Source organism: Wolbachia endosymbiont of Oedothorax gibbosus, from assembly GCF_936270145.1.
Classification (GTDB): domain Bacteria; phylum Pseudomonadota; class Alphaproteobacteria; order Rickettsiales; family Anaplasmataceae; genus Wolbachia.
Genome location: NZ_OW370537.1, coordinates 75,463 through 91,671, shown reverse-complemented (window position 1 = coordinate 91,671; position 16,209 = coordinate 75,463). Strand labels below are relative to the sequence as shown.

Annotated in this window: 13 protein-coding genes; 8 read left to right on the top strand and 5 right to left on the bottom strand. The window is 34.4% G+C overall.

The window, feature by feature from the left end; genetic code table 11:
* Positions 1-276: 276 nt before the first annotated feature.
* From NBW37_RS00430 to NBW37_RS00400, 7 genes are all read left to right on the top strand, one after another.
* Positions 277-798, top strand: a complete 522-nt coding sequence (locus NBW37_RS00430) for a cytochrome b (protein ID WP_250296484.1) — start codon at positions 277-279, stop codon at positions 796-798.
* Positions 799-803: 5 nt separating this feature from the next.
* Positions 804-1,829, top strand: coding sequence for an NAD(P)H-dependent flavin oxidoreductase (locus NBW37_RS00425; protein ID WP_250296483.1), 1,026 nt, complete (start codon positions 804-806; stop codon positions 1,827-1,829).
* A 102-nt stretch (positions 1,830-1,931) separates the two neighbouring features.
* Positions 1,932-3,395 (top strand): DUF350 domain-containing protein, encoded by a 1,464-nt coding sequence (locus NBW37_RS00420; RefSeq protein WP_250296482.1) that lies wholly within the window; start codon positions 1,932-1,934, stop codon positions 3,393-3,395.
* Between the two features lie 26 nt (positions 3,396-3,421).
* Positions 3,422-4,433 (top strand): IS630 family transposase gene (locus NBW37_RS00415; RefSeq protein WP_250295836.1). Its coding sequence is split into 2 segments (ribosomal slippage): positions 3,422-3,934 and positions 3,936-4,433, totalling 1,011 coding nucleotides; the frame shifts between segments, so codons are not numbered across the junction.
* A 122-nt stretch (positions 4,434-4,555) separates the two neighbouring features.
* A complete protein-coding gene (locus NBW37_RS00410) occupies positions 4,556-4,948 on the top strand; it encodes a hypothetical protein (protein ID WP_250297032.1) in 393 nt (130 codons plus the stop codon).
* A 28-nt stretch (positions 4,949-4,976) separates the two neighbouring features.
* Entirely contained in the window at positions 4,977-7,331 is a 2,355-nt protein-coding gene (locus NBW37_RS00405) for a VirB4 family type IV secretion/conjugal transfer ATPase (RefSeq protein WP_250296481.1), read from the top strand.
* Positions 7,312-10,176, top strand: a complete 2,865-nt coding sequence (locus tag NBW37_RS00400; protein ID WP_250296480.1) for a hypothetical protein — start codon at positions 7,312-7,314, stop codon at positions 10,174-10,176. Before NBW37_RS00405 ends, NBW37_RS00400 begins: the two co-directional genes overlap by 20 nt.
* Before the next feature lie 700 nt (positions 10,177-10,876).
* Here NBW37_RS00400 and NBW37_RS00395 read toward each other — a convergent pair.
* The 4 genes from NBW37_RS00395 to der all read right to left on the bottom strand — a co-directional run bounded on the left by NBW37_RS00395 (position 10,877) and on the right by der (position 14,383).
* Positions 10,877-11,245: a hypothetical protein gene (locus tag NBW37_RS00395; protein WP_250296479.1), complete on the bottom strand. Its 369-nt coding sequence runs from the start codon at positions 11,243-11,245 to the stop codon at positions 10,877-10,879.
* 22 nt (positions 11,246-11,267) lie between these two features.
* Positions 11,268-12,094 (bottom strand): IS5 family transposase gene (locus tag NBW37_RS00390; RefSeq protein WP_250295841.1). Its coding sequence is split into 2 segments (ribosomal slippage): positions 11,268-11,707 and positions 11,707-12,094, totalling 828 coding nucleotides; the frame shifts between segments, so codons are not numbered across the junction.
* Between the two features lie 18 nt (positions 12,095-12,112).
* Positions 12,113-12,808, bottom strand: coding sequence for a hypothetical protein (locus NBW37_RS00385; RefSeq protein ID WP_250296478.1), 696 nt, complete (start codon positions 12,806-12,808; stop codon positions 12,113-12,115).
* A gap of 165 nt (positions 12,809-12,973) precedes the next feature.
* Positions 12,974-14,383 (bottom strand): ribosome biogenesis GTPase Der, encoded by a 1,410-nt coding sequence (der, locus tag NBW37_RS00380; protein ID WP_250296476.1) that lies wholly within the window; start codon positions 14,381-14,383, stop codon positions 12,974-12,976.
* Between the two features lie 129 nt (positions 14,384-14,512).
* Between der and NBW37_RS00375 the strand changes: the two genes are divergently transcribed.
* Entirely contained in the window at positions 14,513-15,151 is a 639-nt protein-coding gene (locus NBW37_RS00375) for a hypothetical protein (protein WP_250296474.1), read from the top strand.
* Here the strand turns inward: NBW37_RS00375 and NBW37_RS00370 are convergent.
* Positions 15,146-16,157, bottom strand: a protein-coding gene (locus tag NBW37_RS00370; protein ID WP_250295836.1) for an IS630 family transposase whose coding sequence is annotated in 2 segments (ribosomal slippage) — positions 15,146-15,643 and positions 15,645-16,157 — 1,011 coding nt in all. Because the reading frame shifts where the segments join, the coding sequence is not laid out codon by codon here. The two genes, NBW37_RS00375 and NBW37_RS00370, sit on opposite strands and share 6 nt — an antisense overlap.
* Between the last annotated feature and the right edge of the window lie 52 nt (positions 16,158-16,209).

Below are 16,209 nucleotides of genomic sequence, written 5' to 3'. Positions count from 1 at the left end.
ATAGTATGCACATAGTGCAAAAATTAAACAATAGTACGCCAAATACAAGTCTTCTTGTCATTTTAATCTGCACAGATTGGGAAGTTAAATAATATAGCTTCAGTTTCATAATAAGGAGGCTGGCGAAATGTGTCAAGTAAGTTTTTCACTTCTGCGGGCTACCCGGATGACAGGATTGCTCTTAAATTTACATTGTCGATAAATCTAAATTGCTTTAATAATTTTGATTGAAAAATAGTTTTTCTATTATATAAATGCTACTTTAGGGTAATCAAAATGGAAGACGATAAATATAGCTTAGGTTTAAGAGTTATCCATTGGTTGATGGCTGTTTTTATTATCGGTATGCTTTGCTCTGGACTTTATATGAAAAGCTTACCACTTAGCAATGAAATTAAATTCAACATATATGCTATTCATAAGGCTTGCGGTATCACTATTCTTGGATTAATCATAGTACGCATATTTTTTCGCGTCTTTACTTATGTTCCACCACTTCCAGCAAATTTCTCTCGACTTGTAATCAATATAAGTAAAGCAGTACACTTTGGTTTATATTCTTTGATGGTGCTAATGCCACTATCTGGCTATGTTATGTCTTCTGCTTCTAGCAAACAGATCAAATATTTTTTTCATATCCCTTTGTTGATTAATCAAAACAAAGATCTAGCTAACACGGCTAATCAGCTACATTCGATGTTTGCATATTTCATGGTACTCTTTATAATCTTACATATACTTGGCGCTTTGAAACACACATTTATAGATAAGCAAAACATTTTTAAACGCATGATATAGGTTATATGTTAAGTAGCCTCTGGAAAAAAGGAACAGATTTTCTTGGTAGTGAGTTTGTTATAATGGGTGGTGCTATGAGCTGGGTTTCGGAGAGAAACTTGGTTTCGGCAATCTCAAACGCTGGTGGTTTCGGTGTAATTGCATGTGGTGCAATGTTTCCAGACCTATTGAAAAAAGAAATCATAGAGACACAGAAATTAACTAACAAGCCATTTGGTGTAAACTTAATTACTATGCACCCAAAGTTGAGTGAGTTGATAGATGTGTGTATTGAAACGAAAGTAAGCCATATAGTGCTTGCCGGTGGACTGCCAACAAAGCCTAATATAGAAAAAATCAAGAGTGCGGGCATTAAAGTTATGTGCTTTGCACCAGCATTAAGCCTTGCAAAGAGATTAGTAAAAATGGGAGTAGATGCATTAATAATAGAAGGAATGGAAGCAGGCGGGCACATAGGGCCAGTTAGTACTTCTGTTCTTGCACAAGAGATATTGCCTCATTTTAAAAATGAACAAACACCAGTATTTGTTGCCGGCGGAATAGGAAGAGGCGAAATGATAGTTAATTACCTGGAAATGGGGGCAAGTGGCTGTCAAATAGGTACATTATTTGTCTGCACTAATGAGTCAATTGCCCACAAAAATTTTAAGGAAGTGTTTATTAAATCGGCCGCACGTAATGCAGTGTCTTCTATGCAGATAAGTGCTGATTTTCCTGTAATTCCTGTAAGAGCCATAGCCAACAAAGCAAGTGACGATTTTATGAAGCATCAAAAAAAAGTTATTGATGAATACCAAAAGGGACAGATCTCAAAAGAAGATGGGCAGCTTGAAATAGAAAAATTCTGGGCTGGAGCTTTAAGAAGAGCAGTAATTGATGGAGATGTTGAAACAGGATCTTTAATGGCCGGTCAAAGTGTTGGCATGGTTGATAAGGAAAAGCCTGTAAAAGAAGTGATAGACATATTAATTCAACAGGCAAACAATTATATTGAACGCAAATCTGTAAAGCAACCAGTAAGCAAGTCATAATTATCTCTGAAAGAGCCCATTATAGGGCATAATTGCCCAGTTTTAATGTAAAATTAACGCTAAAAAGGTATCTATACATTTTATTATGTATGGAAGAATGTTATGCACAGTCCCTTTAAAAAACCTAAGAGTAATGATTTACCTGGTAAAATAAAAGAACTTATTCAACTTTTGAGTAATGAAGAAGATCGTAAACTGTTCACCAATATATACAAAAAGGTAACAAAAAAAACACATAATCATGGAAGCCCAAAAAAAAATGAAGATGGAACTATCACAAAATGCATAGACTCGTTCGAGAAAGGAGCTGATCCTAACATATTAATTCAATTAGAAAAATTACTGAGAGAGCAAGAAGAATATCAAAAATATTATAATTATTACACTGAGAAATTTCTCCCAGCGTTGAAAGCAGAAATAACAAACTCAAAAAAACTAAAACCAGAAAAAATAAAGGAAATAGAGGGAATAATTAATGGGATTATTAGCAAGAGCAGCGATAAAGGTAATGCTACGGAACCATTTAACAAACAAAGTTTTTCTAGTGAAGTTCCAAATTTTACAAACTCGGATATGACTCCTCAAGAAGAGGATTCTGTAGGCAAGGGTGTAAGTGGAGTAGGAACCCCTGGAAAATACAATACCCTTAGAAGTTCAGGTCATAATAGTGCTTCAGCATTTCCTACATTAGAACAATCACAATTGAATGGCTCCTTTAGCCAATCTTGTGTAGAAAATGAGGACCCTAGTACAACTGCAGATGCTGTAGAAGTGCCAAGCGATGCAAATACTTCTAAACTCAGTAGTGGCAATGATTCAGATAGTGGAATAGACTCACCTAGAAAGAGTGAAGAAAGTTCAAGATCACCAGTAAGTAGCAGAAGGAGCAGTTTAACTTTAGTAACAAGCACTTCATCTGAGGAAAGTTTAAACTCAACACTAAGCTCTACTGAAGAAAATAGCAATTCATACAAAGAAGAAACTGAGCAGTCAGAACAGGCTGTAAAGCAAAAGCCAAAGATGCAAGAAAGCGGAAACTCAAGTGATCAAAGAGATCAAGTTAAAAATGGAGTCAGCCCAGGTGTCACCCAAGTAGCTGACACTGAGATTCAGAGAGAAGAAAATATGGATCCAAATAGTCAAACTACTCAGATGACAGGCAGTCAGGCAAAAGATTCAATGCAACCCGAAGAAAAAAGGGACAGAAAAAACGCCATTACAATCGTGCAGAAACTTCCTGTGAATGAGAAAAAGGGTGAAGATACTCCACTTGAAAAACAACCCAATAACAGAAATCTTCACGTTGCACTTGTAGCAGGTTGTGCTCTCTCTACAATAGGGTGCATTGTTGCAGGAGCAATGACATCAGGACTGATAGGAGTGGGATTGTTTGCTGTGGCTGCAGTATGTGCTATAGGAGTAGTAGCTGAATTGCATTCAAACTTCCTATCAAGTAAATTAACATCCATTAGTGTGGAACCTCATGTTAATGATAAGGAGCTTACAGCATGTTCATACCAATCTCCACTAATAGATAGACAAATAGTAAAAACTACAAATAATTGAGGCTAGAAAGAATAAATATGTAGTTTATGGCAGGAAAAAGTAAAGCAATAGGAGAAGAACTATATAATCAATGCAAGTTAGAATTAAAAAAATATGGAATAAGAGGAGAGATAGGAAGAAGGTTACAAGCAATAATATCAGCAAAGGAGTATGGTATCTCAAAAGTTGCTAAAATATATAGAATTACGAGAACGACATTAATGAAATGGATTGCAAGATTTAAAGAAAAAGGTGTTATTGGGTTTGCAATACAGCCAGGGCGAGGACCTAAACCAAAACTGAACGAGGAGAAGAAGGAAAAAATAAGAGAGGTAATAGAAGAAGATGGGGCAAATCTGACTGCTAAAAAATTGCAAGGTATAGTTGAAGGAATGTTAGCTATCAAAGTAAGTGAGTCAACGGCGAGAAGGCTTATGAAGAAGCTAGGATTTACATATATCACACCTCGTCCAGCACATTATAAACAAGACAAAAACAAACAAGAGGAGTTCAAAAAAAATCTCAATGAAATTGTGGAAAAGAACCGGAAAAAGGAGGTTTTTTTTCGATGAATCGAGATTTGGAACGCACTCAAAAGTTGGACATGGATGGTTTAAAAAGGGCTCAAGAACACAAGTTAAAGTAAAAATCGGAAGAGAAAACTTCTATCTTTACAGCGCTGTAAATCCCAGGAATGGAGAGGATATTAGCCTACTTGCTCCACATGTAAACACAGATTGCATGAACATATTTTTGGAGCAGATGTCGAAAGATTTGGGGACTAGAGAAGCTTTTCTTATCATGGATTGCGCAAGTTGGCATAGGTCTAAAGGTTTAAAAACTCCTGAAAATATCACCATAATTTATTTGCCGCCGTACTCGCCTGAGCTCAATCCTGTGGAAAGATTTTGGCAACATTTAAAGGAAAATATAATAAAGAACAAGATGTATGACTCTATTAAATTACTTGAAAATGCTGTATCTGAATTTATTCGAGATATTACGGAAAGTTCGATCAAAACCATTTGCTCTGTGAATTATTTGTCTAGTTATTTATGAGGGTTGGTATCACGTCTATAAAAATTAAATATGTGTTACTTGTAGTGAATAAGTGAATTCAGTTCTTGCTTGTTGATATAAAAGTTGTTATATTTGAAGAATGTTTAAAAGGTATTTAGTTGATGCGCATTCAATTGAATAAAGTTTTGGTTTTTATAGCTTTATTAAGTTTCATTTTTGCATCATATTCTAGCGAGGCTTCGGTGAATGATGTACAAGAAACGGTAAGAGATTTTATTTCTTCATTTTCAATTAAAGATACTGTAGAAAATATGAGTCCTTCAACAATCATAGGGTTGTGTATAGCTGCGGTGATACTTGCAGTAGTGTTCAGAGGTCTAATCTTTTTTATGATAATGTTTGGTGTACTGATCATGATGTTTGGGAGTACAGATAAGGCAATAGATTACTTGAAAGAAAAATTTAACTTTGTAGAAGATATAGACTTGCAAATCGATGGCAACACACTCAACAGCACAGAAAAAAAGAACAGTGAGTATAAGATTCGAGAATGACCTTTTTGTTAAATACACATGATGTTGTATGCAACCAAAAGTACCAACCATTAACCCTAAGCTTGAGAAAAAGAACAACTTAGCATTACTAGAAAGCATTGATTTAGATTTTATTCCTTATGCTTGTCATTACGATGAAGAAACCATACTAACAAAACAGGGAGAATTGTTAAAAATAATCAAGTTAGAAGATTATTCTTCTGTTGATAACTACGGCGACCTCAGAACTGAAATTAGAAAAAGCATATCAAAAAATATTAATAGCCTGTATTGTACCGTTTGGATTCATACTGCTCGAAAGCGCAATAAACTGAGCTTGAAATGGAATAAAACTGAAGACTTCTCTGACAACCTACATTCAACGTGGTTTAATAAACTAACTGATAGTAAATTACAGTATATAAATGAACTATACATTGTAATATTGTTTAGCGATTTTGGCAAGCATACTAATAATTCGTTTTTTTTCAATAGAATAAAGAATAAGCATAAGTTGTCTTTACAAGAAAGCCATCAGGAGTTGCAAAAGATAACTGACTTAATTCAAAATGATTTAGGACCTTTTGGAGCTAAAAAACTGGGTCTAAGGTTTAGTGAAGGTAAAATATATTCTGAAATGATAGAATTTCTCCACTATATTGTTACATTAACGCACAAAGATTATCCAATACATGAAAGGGACCTGTCTCAATATGTTAGAAATTTTAAAATAGCTTTTGGTTTCAATACGTTTCAAACAATATTTGAAAATCAACAGAAATTTGGCTCTATTTTCAGCATAAAGGAATACCGGGAAATCTCTTTAGGTAATATAGATAGATGCTTGCAGCTTGAATCTGAATTTATCATTACAGAAATAATGATATTTACTAGTAATAATAAAGCAATAAAAGAATTTAAAAAACAAATCAACATGCTGCAAATTAGTGAGGATAATACCTTACTTAAAAGCTCAGGAATTGAAGAAATAATAGAGCTTGAAAAGACCTCGAGCATAGACTTCTGCCAACAGAAAATTATTTTTACAATATTTGCAGACAATAGGAATAAGTTAGCTGAAAATATTAGTGATTTATCTTCCATAATGTCATTAGTTGGCTTCATGATATTTAGAACTGATTTACATATGGAAAGTCATTTTTGGGCACAACTTCCAGGCAATTTTGCTTTTATTACGCAACCAAAAAATATCTTAACAAAGTACGCTTGCAGCTTTGCTATGCTGCACGATTTTACGTCAGGTACATTAAAAGGAAGAAGGTGGAAAGAAGCGGTAACGATTTTTTTCTCAGAAAAAGGAAATCCTTACTTCTTTAATTTCCATGGAAAAAGAAATAATGGCCATACTACGATACTCGGAGCTCCAAGTTCAGGCAGAACCTCACTCATTAATTTCCTATTATCAGAATCAAGAAAGTTTAACCCAAGAATTCTCATATTGGATAACACTGGAAAATCAATAATTTTTACTAAAGCAGTGAGTGGTAAATATTACATAATTGACCCAAAATATAAAGATAAAAGCCTAAAATTTAATCCACTAAACATTGAAGACAGTGCTTCCAGTCGCAATATGTTGGTTGAACTGATCAAAAGAATGGTAGCCGATACAAGCTTGGTGGACGTAGAAGAAAAGATAAGAAAAATCGTGGATTCTATATTTGCTATACCCAAGGAATCACGTTCTATTGCGCAAATTTCTGAGGTGCTCTTGCTCCTTGGGGGTAAGATAAGTAGATGGTGTGACGATGGTGACTTTGCTTACTTATTTCAAGATGGTGATGAATCAGATATTGACTGGGAAACAAAAATTATATCTCTCAATACCGCAAACCTTACAAAACAAAAGGAATGTATGTCCGTGATACTTTACTATTTTTTATATTCTTTTGAGGCAAGATGTGATGGCTCGCCTGCAATACTTGTTTTGGATGAAGCATGGGAGATAAGTAATATTTTTCCTACAGAGAAAGAGTTTGATAACTGGATGCAAAGAATGACGGAACTAAATGTTGTGGTAATCCTAAGTACTGAAAACTTAAACCTCGCATTTGCTAGCAAATTTACTCAATATTTAGACAAGCATATTGATACAAGGATCTTGATGCCGAACGTCAATGCAAATAGATTATACATGAAAGCATTTTCTTTATCCAAAGAGGAGCTGAATACAATTCTGCAGACGCCAACACAGGAAGGTTTATTTTTGATAAAGCAGTATAAAGGATTAGTAACTTTAAATTTAGATTTAAAGAATATGCAAGAAATACATGTACTTTCAGCTAATAAAGAGACTATAAAGTATATGTATGAGGCAATAAAAGAAAAAGGGGAAGAAGTTAATGAGTGGTTACCGGTGTTTTATGAGAAGTGTAAGGCTTAATTTCTTATTGATGTTCTTTTTGATACTTGGTCTTTCGTATCAAGGATATGCTGATTGTCCGCCTCTTGTAGAGAGTACTACTTGGTTCGAAGCAATTGTTGGTGGAGATTGGGTAAAGAAAATTAAAGTGCAAGCAATAAAAAATCAAGGAGTTGATGGTTACTTTAATCCCAAAATTAGAGTATGTGCTTATGATGGACACAGTTATTGTTATGACTTACAAAGTGGGGAATCCTGCCGCCAAATATATGGAACTCAAGAGAGTGGTGCTGGAGTTTCTGCTGCAGCTTTTATTGATTGGGAAGGAGATAAAACAAAGGCTGGAGGAGAAATTGCTCGGGGTCTTAAATGGGAATGGGCAGATGGTGTTACTGATGAAGAGAAAATAAAATTTGCTAATTCCCCTAAGATATGCGCTTGCAGTCAAAAAGGGGCTTGTATGTCAGGAATTTCTTCATGGGGTTCTAGAGTATTTTCAGGTGAGAATATTTTTCGTCCTGGAGAGATGGAAAAAGTCTGTGATACCTGCTACCAAACGGCAGTAAAATGTGCTCCCGTGCCACTTGCACCTAGCCCCCCTCCATTTTGCGAGCAACTTGCAATGTCGCTTCCACAAGTTAGAATTGTTCCTATAACAGATAAAGATAATGATTACTTCAACCCTAAAGTTAAGGTAATAGCTGGTGATCTAATAGAAGAAGACGGAAAGATTGGAAAAGAATTAGATTTTCCTAAAGGGTATGGAGAAAATAAAGCTAAGGAACACCCTATTACAGACAAATATGGCACCACGTATGACTTCAAAACCTATAGAGAAAAAGATAAGCTCTGCGCTGAATACCTTGGAACTCAAAGTATAGATGAAAGAAATCCACAGTTCGTCCGCTGTTTTCCTGCACCACCTGCTCCAGAACCTGAGACAGTAGAGATAGTAAATGAAAATACATTGAAAGTAGAAATGAAGATGAGTGAGAGCACTTGTAGAGCACACGGAACCTACAGTGATGGTGTCTGTACTTTTGATGTTACCAACCATCCTATAAACATTGGCCCCCTATCTTTAAAGGTAGTGAAACCGAGAATAGTTAAAAAAACAACTAATAGTAATAACAACGAAAGTAATATCGGTGACGTTATAGAAAGTATATTTAAAAATAGTTCTCGGTTTACAATTTTAAAACGGCATAATTACATTCCTAATATTGGGATTGAGCTTCCTCCTCCTGACGGTGATTGCAGTCTAACAGGTCCTAAGGAAGATAGTAAGTGTAAATCCATTAAGTTAGAATTAGATAATATGGGACAACCAAAAATAGAAGTAAGATATATGAAAGTAAGAAATCAAGCAAATTCTAACAGAAAAATGCTTTGTCTTTCTGGTTGGCAGCCAGAACCAGAGGAATTTGTTCTTGAAAGAGAAGGTAAGGTAGTACCACTAAAATTAATGGGAACAAAATATATTAAATACAATGCTGTTTATTCAAAGGAATCAAATCGGTTCTATTATCTTCCAAGCAAGGAAATAGTTGACCTTTTGAAAGAACCTCAAAATCGGTTGGATAAAATAATATTCAATAAACAAGGGTATGTTTTCTTTCCTGACGAAAACAAACAGGAAAAGGGAAAATGCAGTTACTGCGTGAATTACGATAAAGACATAGATGAACAATTTACAAACAATAAAGTCAAAGTAGTATACAAATTGATGAATGCGGGGCATAGAGGAAAATGTAATCAAGGTGATGATGGTTGCATCTGCTCTGGTGGAGAGTGTAGTCGCTCAATACAATATTTGAATAAAAATGAAGATGATAAGCCGTTTTACTTAAGGTATGAGGAAGTGGATTGTAAAGATAAGGATGGTAAAGTATTAAGAGATGAAAAAAATGAAGTACAAAAGTGTACACAATTAAAGGATCAACTGATTAAAGCAGATAGAACAGAGGTCTTTTACGCTGATAAATTGTGTAGGTTAGACTTGGAAGATCTAGAAAAGAAATTAGAAGAGATAAAGAAACAACTGAAAAATAAGAAACAAGAATTGGAAAATAAGAAACAAGAACAAAAAAAGAGCGAAAAATCCTATAAGCATGAAGATGGAAATGTTTATACAGATGACTTATCAATAATGTTTGACCGTGTTGAAATAGAAGCGTGGGGAAGTGGTGAAGCAGGTCATATAGTTAATATAGCAAAGTCCAAAGAAAGCAGATCAGGAATGCCAGGAGATTATATTAAAGCTAAACTGAAAATTGATCCTGATTATCCTATAATTAAGGTGCAAGTCACAGAGGGAGGAGGTAACCAGACAGATGAATTATCACAGAAAGACGGGGGACCTATTTTTATAAAAATGTGTCGTTCAGACAAACAAGATTGCAAGCCATTAATCACTGTTGCAGGTGGAGGTATGCATAGAACATATGGTCCTGAACGTACAAGTTATCGAGACACAATAATTCATGAACCGAGTTTAAAATTAGAAGAAAGGATCATAACAGCAGATGCATTGAAGTCTACTGAAGATAATAAAGTAGCATATATAAAAAATGGTAAAATCAAGTATGAAACAGTAGAGTGTAGACAGGGTTTTAGAAGCAGTAGATCTGGTGCAGGTGGCTGCATTGATCAAAGCAAAGGAATTTATGGTAAAGGCTCTCCAGGGTATGTGAAGATTAGACCTATTATAAAAGGATTTAACGTAAAAGAAATAGATGATACTATTGAAAAAGTGACAAGAGATCTATATGACCTTGAAGCTATGACTGATTTTTCGACGAAGGACCTTAACGTGAATATAAGAGAGACAATTGAAGAGGAAGTCAAAAAAGAATTGTTAAGGTAAAAATATATAGCTCTGGAAATGATGCTCTTGTTTTAATAATTAATTAAAGTAAAGTGTGTAGTAAATGGTGTATCTTAACAAAAAGGTATAACGAATGTAAGGAGGGTGCTTTATATCTCTAAAGAATAAAATTTCTGAGCTAATAGAACAACAATTTAGCATTAAATACCGGGAGTGTTAAATAAACCATACGCGTCAAGTTAAGAGATTATAAGCAAATTCAGGGAAGTTAAGGTAGATACTCTAGTTTTTCTGTACTTGTCTTTTAATGAAAATCGCGACCAAGGGGAATGTTCAAAAAAGCATATGCGTCAAGTTAAGGGAATATCGTCCAATATAGCATCATTTAAACTTGTTTGTTACATTTATTTTTTTGGAAATTTTGATCTAAAACAAGATAATTCTTTTAGAAGAATCTATAAATTACTAGCTTTATTGCTTAATATCTAAAATAATTTTTACCACTTTTCTTTTTCCTTATGCTACTTTCCCTTAACTTGACGCATATGCTTTTTTGAACATTCCCCTTGGTCGCGATTTTCATTAAAAGACAAGTACAGAAAAACTAGAGTATCTACCTTAACTTCCCTGAATTTGCTTATAATCTCTTAACTTGACGCGTATGGTTTATTTAACACTCCCCAACTCTTGTTTGACAACATTTCATGTAACCTAAGTACTATGCTCTACTTTAATACTTTTAACCTCTATACATATGCTCACAGCTGGATACTGATTTGATTTGCATACTAGTTGCAACCCTAGTATCACTATCTATTCTTGCAATCTCTTCTTTGGTATACAATTCATCCTTATTTTTCATCCAGCTATTGTCATATTGAATATCAACTTCTCCTCCATTGGTTTTAAACCCAAACGTTTCTTGTATAAGTGATCTTTTCTCTTCTAACAATCCGTTGAAATGTTCGTTAAAACCTTTATAGCCAGACATAAAAATAGGAAGAGCTTCACTAAGAGGAGTATAATATACTATATTTTCCATAATTGTGTAAACGTAATGTGGTGATGACTTAAGCAGAGGATAACTCTCTTGAAATCTATGCTTCATTTCATTAGACTTCTTTCAAAATTCATGAAAGGAGCTCTCTATTGTGAATAGAGGCAATCAAATTAAATCTTAAGCCAAAACGTTTTCGTCGATTTCTATATCTGTCAGAAATGATTTTAAACCTTTTCAATAAGCCGATTACGTTTTCAACTACCACTCTTCGTATAGAGAGAGATCTATTTTCTGCTTTTTTCTCCTTTGATAAAGGATTCTTTTTTGATCTTCTATGTGGTAATTCAACATTTTTATGTATCTTTTGCATTCCTCTGTAACCAGAATCAGCTAGGATCTTAGTTTGCGGTAATATTGCTATCTTTGATTCTCTAAACATCCGAAAATCATGTTTTCTACCATTGGAGAAAGATGTACATACGACCTTTTTACTCTTCTTCTCTGTTACTATTTGTGTTTTTATAGTATGCCTTTTTTTCTTTCCAGAGTAAAAGCGCTTTTGCTTTTTTTTGGCCTTTCTACTGCTGTTTCAGTTCCATCTATTACCAAAACTTCGTATTCTACATTACTATTTAATAGATCTTTTTTTCCTGGTAATGCAAAATCTGGATGTTTTATTAATGTGTCTTCTACCCACCTTATTATTTTAAAACAGTTGCTTTCACTCATGCCATAACTTTGTCCTATATGAAAATATGTACGATATTCTCTCATATATTCCAGTGCCATAAGTAATCTATCTTCTATACAAAGTTTGCTTTTTCTTCCACTTCTAGCTTTTTTCCTTTTATCCTCCTCATCTAGAATTTCTACCATTCTCTTAAATGTTGATTTTTTTACCCCCGTTAAACGTCGAAACTTTTCTCCTTCTAACTTTTCTATTTCCTTATATTTCATGCTTCCAAATACTTGATCTTACTCTCTCTCCCTCAATTTTGAAAGAAGTCTATTATAAAATTCCGTAATCTTTACTCTACCAGCATCGCTTATAGCAATTATAGCATTTTCAGTGTTTGTTATATCGCTATAGTTGTGACCTGTCTTGTCATTTTCAGCAACTAGAAAGCCCTGCTTAGCCTGAATCTCACCAAGTTTTTTGTCTTCTTTAGGTAAAATATCAAAATCGAAATAGATCATAGGAGATTTTAATGCCAACAACATAAATATACGCATGCTGTCTATCTCAACACCAAAAGATAATCTTTGATTTTCTGAAATAGAATATAGATTTCTAAAATATTGAGATACAGTGTATAGAGGACATTTAGATTGTTCAGTTTTCCAATCCGGTTGCAAATGAAAGCTAAATTCATATTCTCCTAAATCCAGCTCATTAAAGTCTATAAGCTCTATATTTTTGTTTGGGTTAAATTCTCTGTTTGATATTTCATCCTCCAACTCTTTAAGCTGCTTAGTAGTAAACCCAGATCCGTTTATTACTAATCTCACTGCACGTGTATCTTCTCTTTTTGCCCATTCGCTCAATCTCCTCAAATAGTTTTCTGGAATTGGATATCCATATTGCCTTGGGAGCCACTGAAATACTAAGGGTGTGTTAACTGCAAAAGTGTATGGAGATCCTGGCTTTAAATCTTGACCATTATAATTCATAACAAAATTACCTCTTTATTAAATAAAGTAATACTCTACCACGCGATATTAATATATCAACTATTTATTTAACTATTAAATAATAATTATTTGTTTATTAAAAATATTGATAAGGTAAAAGAATTATGTGCTTAATAATTTAACAAAGTGAGACCGCATTATTGTCTACTTTACATAAGGATTTTTATTCTTTTTCAAAAGTAATCTGACTGGTACGCCTTCAACAAGGAAGTTTTTTCTAAGACCATTAGTTAAATAACGTTTATAATTTTCATCAACACTTTCAGGGACATTGCATATCAAAGAAAAAGCCGGAGGTTTGGTACCAATTTGAGCAATATACTTCATTTTAACTGCTTTACCTTTTACAAGTGGGTGAGAATGTTTTTCCACAGCATCTATTAGCCACTTATTCAGTTTTGCAGTGCTGACTTTCTTGTTCAAAGATTCACTCACTTCAAGACACTTATCTATCACATCGCCGCAGCGCATGCCTTTCAATGCAGAAATTGTTACAGTTGGCACTTCCAAGAATAACCTGGTTACTTCTTGCTGTTTTACAAATTTTATCAACTTGCTTCTGTCATCCTTACCTATTAAATCCCACTTATTTAAAACAATAATAATTCCCTTCCCCCCTTTAATTGCAGCTTCAGCAATTGATAAATCCTGCTGCTCAATACCAAGTAGGGAGTCTAGCATTAAAACTACTACATGAGAGCGCTTTATTGACTCCATGCTTTTTTCAACAAATTTTGATTCTAAGCTGTCAACAACATTTGCCTTTCTGCGAATTCCCGCAGTATCGATGAGAGTAATTAGCTCCCCATTATGATCATATGTAACATCCACAGAGTCACGTGTAGTACCTGGTTCTGAGCTTGCTATTAGTCTGTTTTCTGCAAGTAAATTGTTTAAAAAAGTTGATTTTCCGACGTTCGGGCGACCGATTATCGAAATTCTTAATTTACCGGACTCATTAGAGCTCTTATTGTCATCCCAGTGCTTGACACTGGGATCCATACTATTTTTTTTCTGGATTCCAGTGTCAAGCACTGGAATGACACCAAAAGGAGGACTATTTGCACTGATATTTTCAATAACACTAGCCAACGCATCATAAAGATCAACCATGCCAAGATTATGTTCGGCAGAGATATACACCGGGCCAAGAAAATCAAAAAACTGCAAATAATCAACATTTTCAGACTTATGACTCTCGCATTTATTTGCTATCAGTATCACAGGTTTATTTATTTTTCTCTTCAGCCACTTTGCAAATTCTTTGTTTTGCTCATTTTGCACTTTTGCGTCAACAAGAAAGAAAATGATGTTTGAATTGGATAGAGAAAATTCTATTTGTTCAATAACTTGTAGTGAAAAATTAGTTTGGTCGTTCCATCCTCCTGTATCTATAACTTTAAACTCTAAATCGCTAATTCTGCCTATTCCTTCTCTTCTATCTCGTGTAACCCCTGGAATATTGCTGACCACCGCTGCTTTTCTTCCCACAAGTCTATTAAAAAGGGTCGATTTTCCGGCATTTGGTAGGCCTACTATAGCGATTTTTAGCATAATTCAAGGGCATCTTCTATGTAAAGTAAATTATAATCAAAATTTTTCAATTTAACTATTGACTTTATAGATCACGCGAGCATAATACAATTAGAATTTCTTGTTTTATTATGTCAAGTAGGGGGATATATGGTAGGTCAAGGTATACAAAAGCATAATCCAGATTCGACAGATGAGGGGTATATTACTCGTTCTCCTACTCCTACTAGTTGTACTCATCTTGAAGATGATGTGCTTGATACAACTTTATCATCTGAATTGCATATAACAGAAGAGGATAGTGAAGGCAGTTATCCTACAGAACACAATGAAAATATAGATGAGTCTGAGGGTGAAGATACACTCAATGTATCATACGAAACGTGTACAGAATATATAGAGGATATGGATAAGCCTGAGCATGAAGATGCACTCAGTGTATTAAACGAAACGCACCAAAGTGAACGGGATTGGCTAGATGATCATATGGATGAGTTTGAAAATTTTTTAGAAACGATAAACAGAGTTCAACCATGCGTAACAATATATCAACAGGTTGATAAATCTATGCAGGAAAGTACCTTGCATGCATTGCAGGAAAAGGAATGGCAACAAGTTAACACCTTGAATAGCAATGAGACAACTGCAGCAAGAACAATAAGGGAATCGCTGGAACTCATAGCACTTGGAGAAGACAAAAAGATAATGTTTGGCATGCCATGTTATGTGTTCTCACAGAATACATCATTAATAGATTTTTTGGTGCGCAACTTATACCAACCCTCATAAATAACTAGACAAATAATTCACAGAGCAAATGGTTTTGATCGAACTTTCCGTAATATCTCGAATAAATTCAGATACAGCATTTTCAAGTAATTTAATAGAGTCATACATCTTGTTCTTTATTATATTTTCCTTTAAATGTTGCCAAAATCTTTCCACAGGATTGAGCTCAGGCGAGTACGGCGGCAAATAAATTATGGTGATATTTTCAGGAGTTTTTAAACCTTTAGACCTATGCCAACTTGCGCAATCCATGATAAGAAAAGCTTCTCTAGTCCCCAAATCTTTCGACATCTGCTCCAAAAATATGTTCATGCAATCTGTGTTTACATGTGGAGCAAGTAGGCTAATATCCTCTCCATTCCTGGGATTTACAGCGCTGTAAAGATAGAAGTTTTCTCTTCCGATTTTTACTTTAACTTGTGTTCTTGAGCCCTTTTTAAACCATCCATGTCCAACTTTTGAGTGCGTTCCAAATCTCGATTCATCGAAAAAAAACCTCCTTTTTCCGGTTCTTTTCCACAATTTCATTGAGATTTTTTTTGAACTCCTCTTGTTTGTTTTTGTCTTGTTTATAATGTGCTGGACGAGGTGTGATATATGTAAATCCTAGCTTCTTCATAAGCCTTCTCGCCGTTGACTCACTTACTTTGATAGCTAACATTCCTTCAACTATACCTTGCAATTTTTTAGCAGTCAGATTTGCCCCATCTTCTTCTATTACCTCTCTTATTTTTTCCTTCTTCTCCTCGTTCAGTTTTGGTTTAGGTCCTCGCCCTGGCTGTATTGCAAACCCAATAACACCTTTTTCTTTAAATCTTGCAATCCATTTCATTAATGTCGTTCTCGTAATTCTATATATTTTAGCAACTTTTGAGATACCATACTCCTTTGCTGATATTATTGCTTGTAACCTTCTTCCTATCTCTCCTCTTATTCCATATTTTTTTAATTCTAACTTGCATTGATTATATAGTTCTTCTCCTATTGCTTTACTTTTTCCTGCCATAAACTACATATTTATTCTTTCTAGCCTCAATTATTTGTAGTTTTTACTATTT

Coding starts and splice junctions, on each gene's coding strand:
- NBW37_RS00430 (WP_250296484.1), top strand. CDS start 277: ATGGAAGACGATAAATATAGCTTAGGTTTAAGAGTTATCCATTGGTTG.
- NBW37_RS00425 (WP_250296483.1), top strand. CDS start 804: ATGTTAAGTAGCCTCTGGAAAAAAGGAACAGATTTTCTTGGTAGTGAG.
- NBW37_RS00420 (WP_250296482.1), top strand. CDS start 1,932: ATGCACAGTCCCTTTAAAAAACCTAAGAGTAATGATTTACCTGGTAAA.
- NBW37_RS00410 (WP_250297032.1), top strand. CDS start 4,556: ATGCGCATTCAATTGAATAAAGTTTTGGTTTTTATAGCTTTATTAAGT.
- NBW37_RS00405 (WP_250296481.1), top strand. CDS start 4,977: ATGCAACCAAAAGTACCAACCATTAACCCTAAGCTTGAGAAAAAGAAC.
- NBW37_RS00400 (WP_250296480.1), top strand. CDS start 7,312: ATGAGAAGTGTAAGGCTTAATTTCTTATTGATGTTCTTTTTGATACTT.
- NBW37_RS00395 (WP_250296479.1), bottom strand. CDS start 11,245: ATGAAGCATAGATTTCAAGAGAGTTATCCTCTGCTTAAGTCATCACCA.
- NBW37_RS00385 (WP_250296478.1), bottom strand. CDS start 12,808: ATGAATTATAATGGTCAAGATTTAAAGCCAGGATCTCCATACACTTTT.
- der (WP_250296476.1), bottom strand. CDS start 14,383: ATGCTAAAAATCGCTATAGTAGGCCTACCAAATGCCGGAAAATCGACC.
- NBW37_RS00375 (WP_250296474.1), top strand. CDS start 14,513: ATGGTAGGTCAAGGTATACAAAAGCATAATCCAGATTCGACAGATGAG.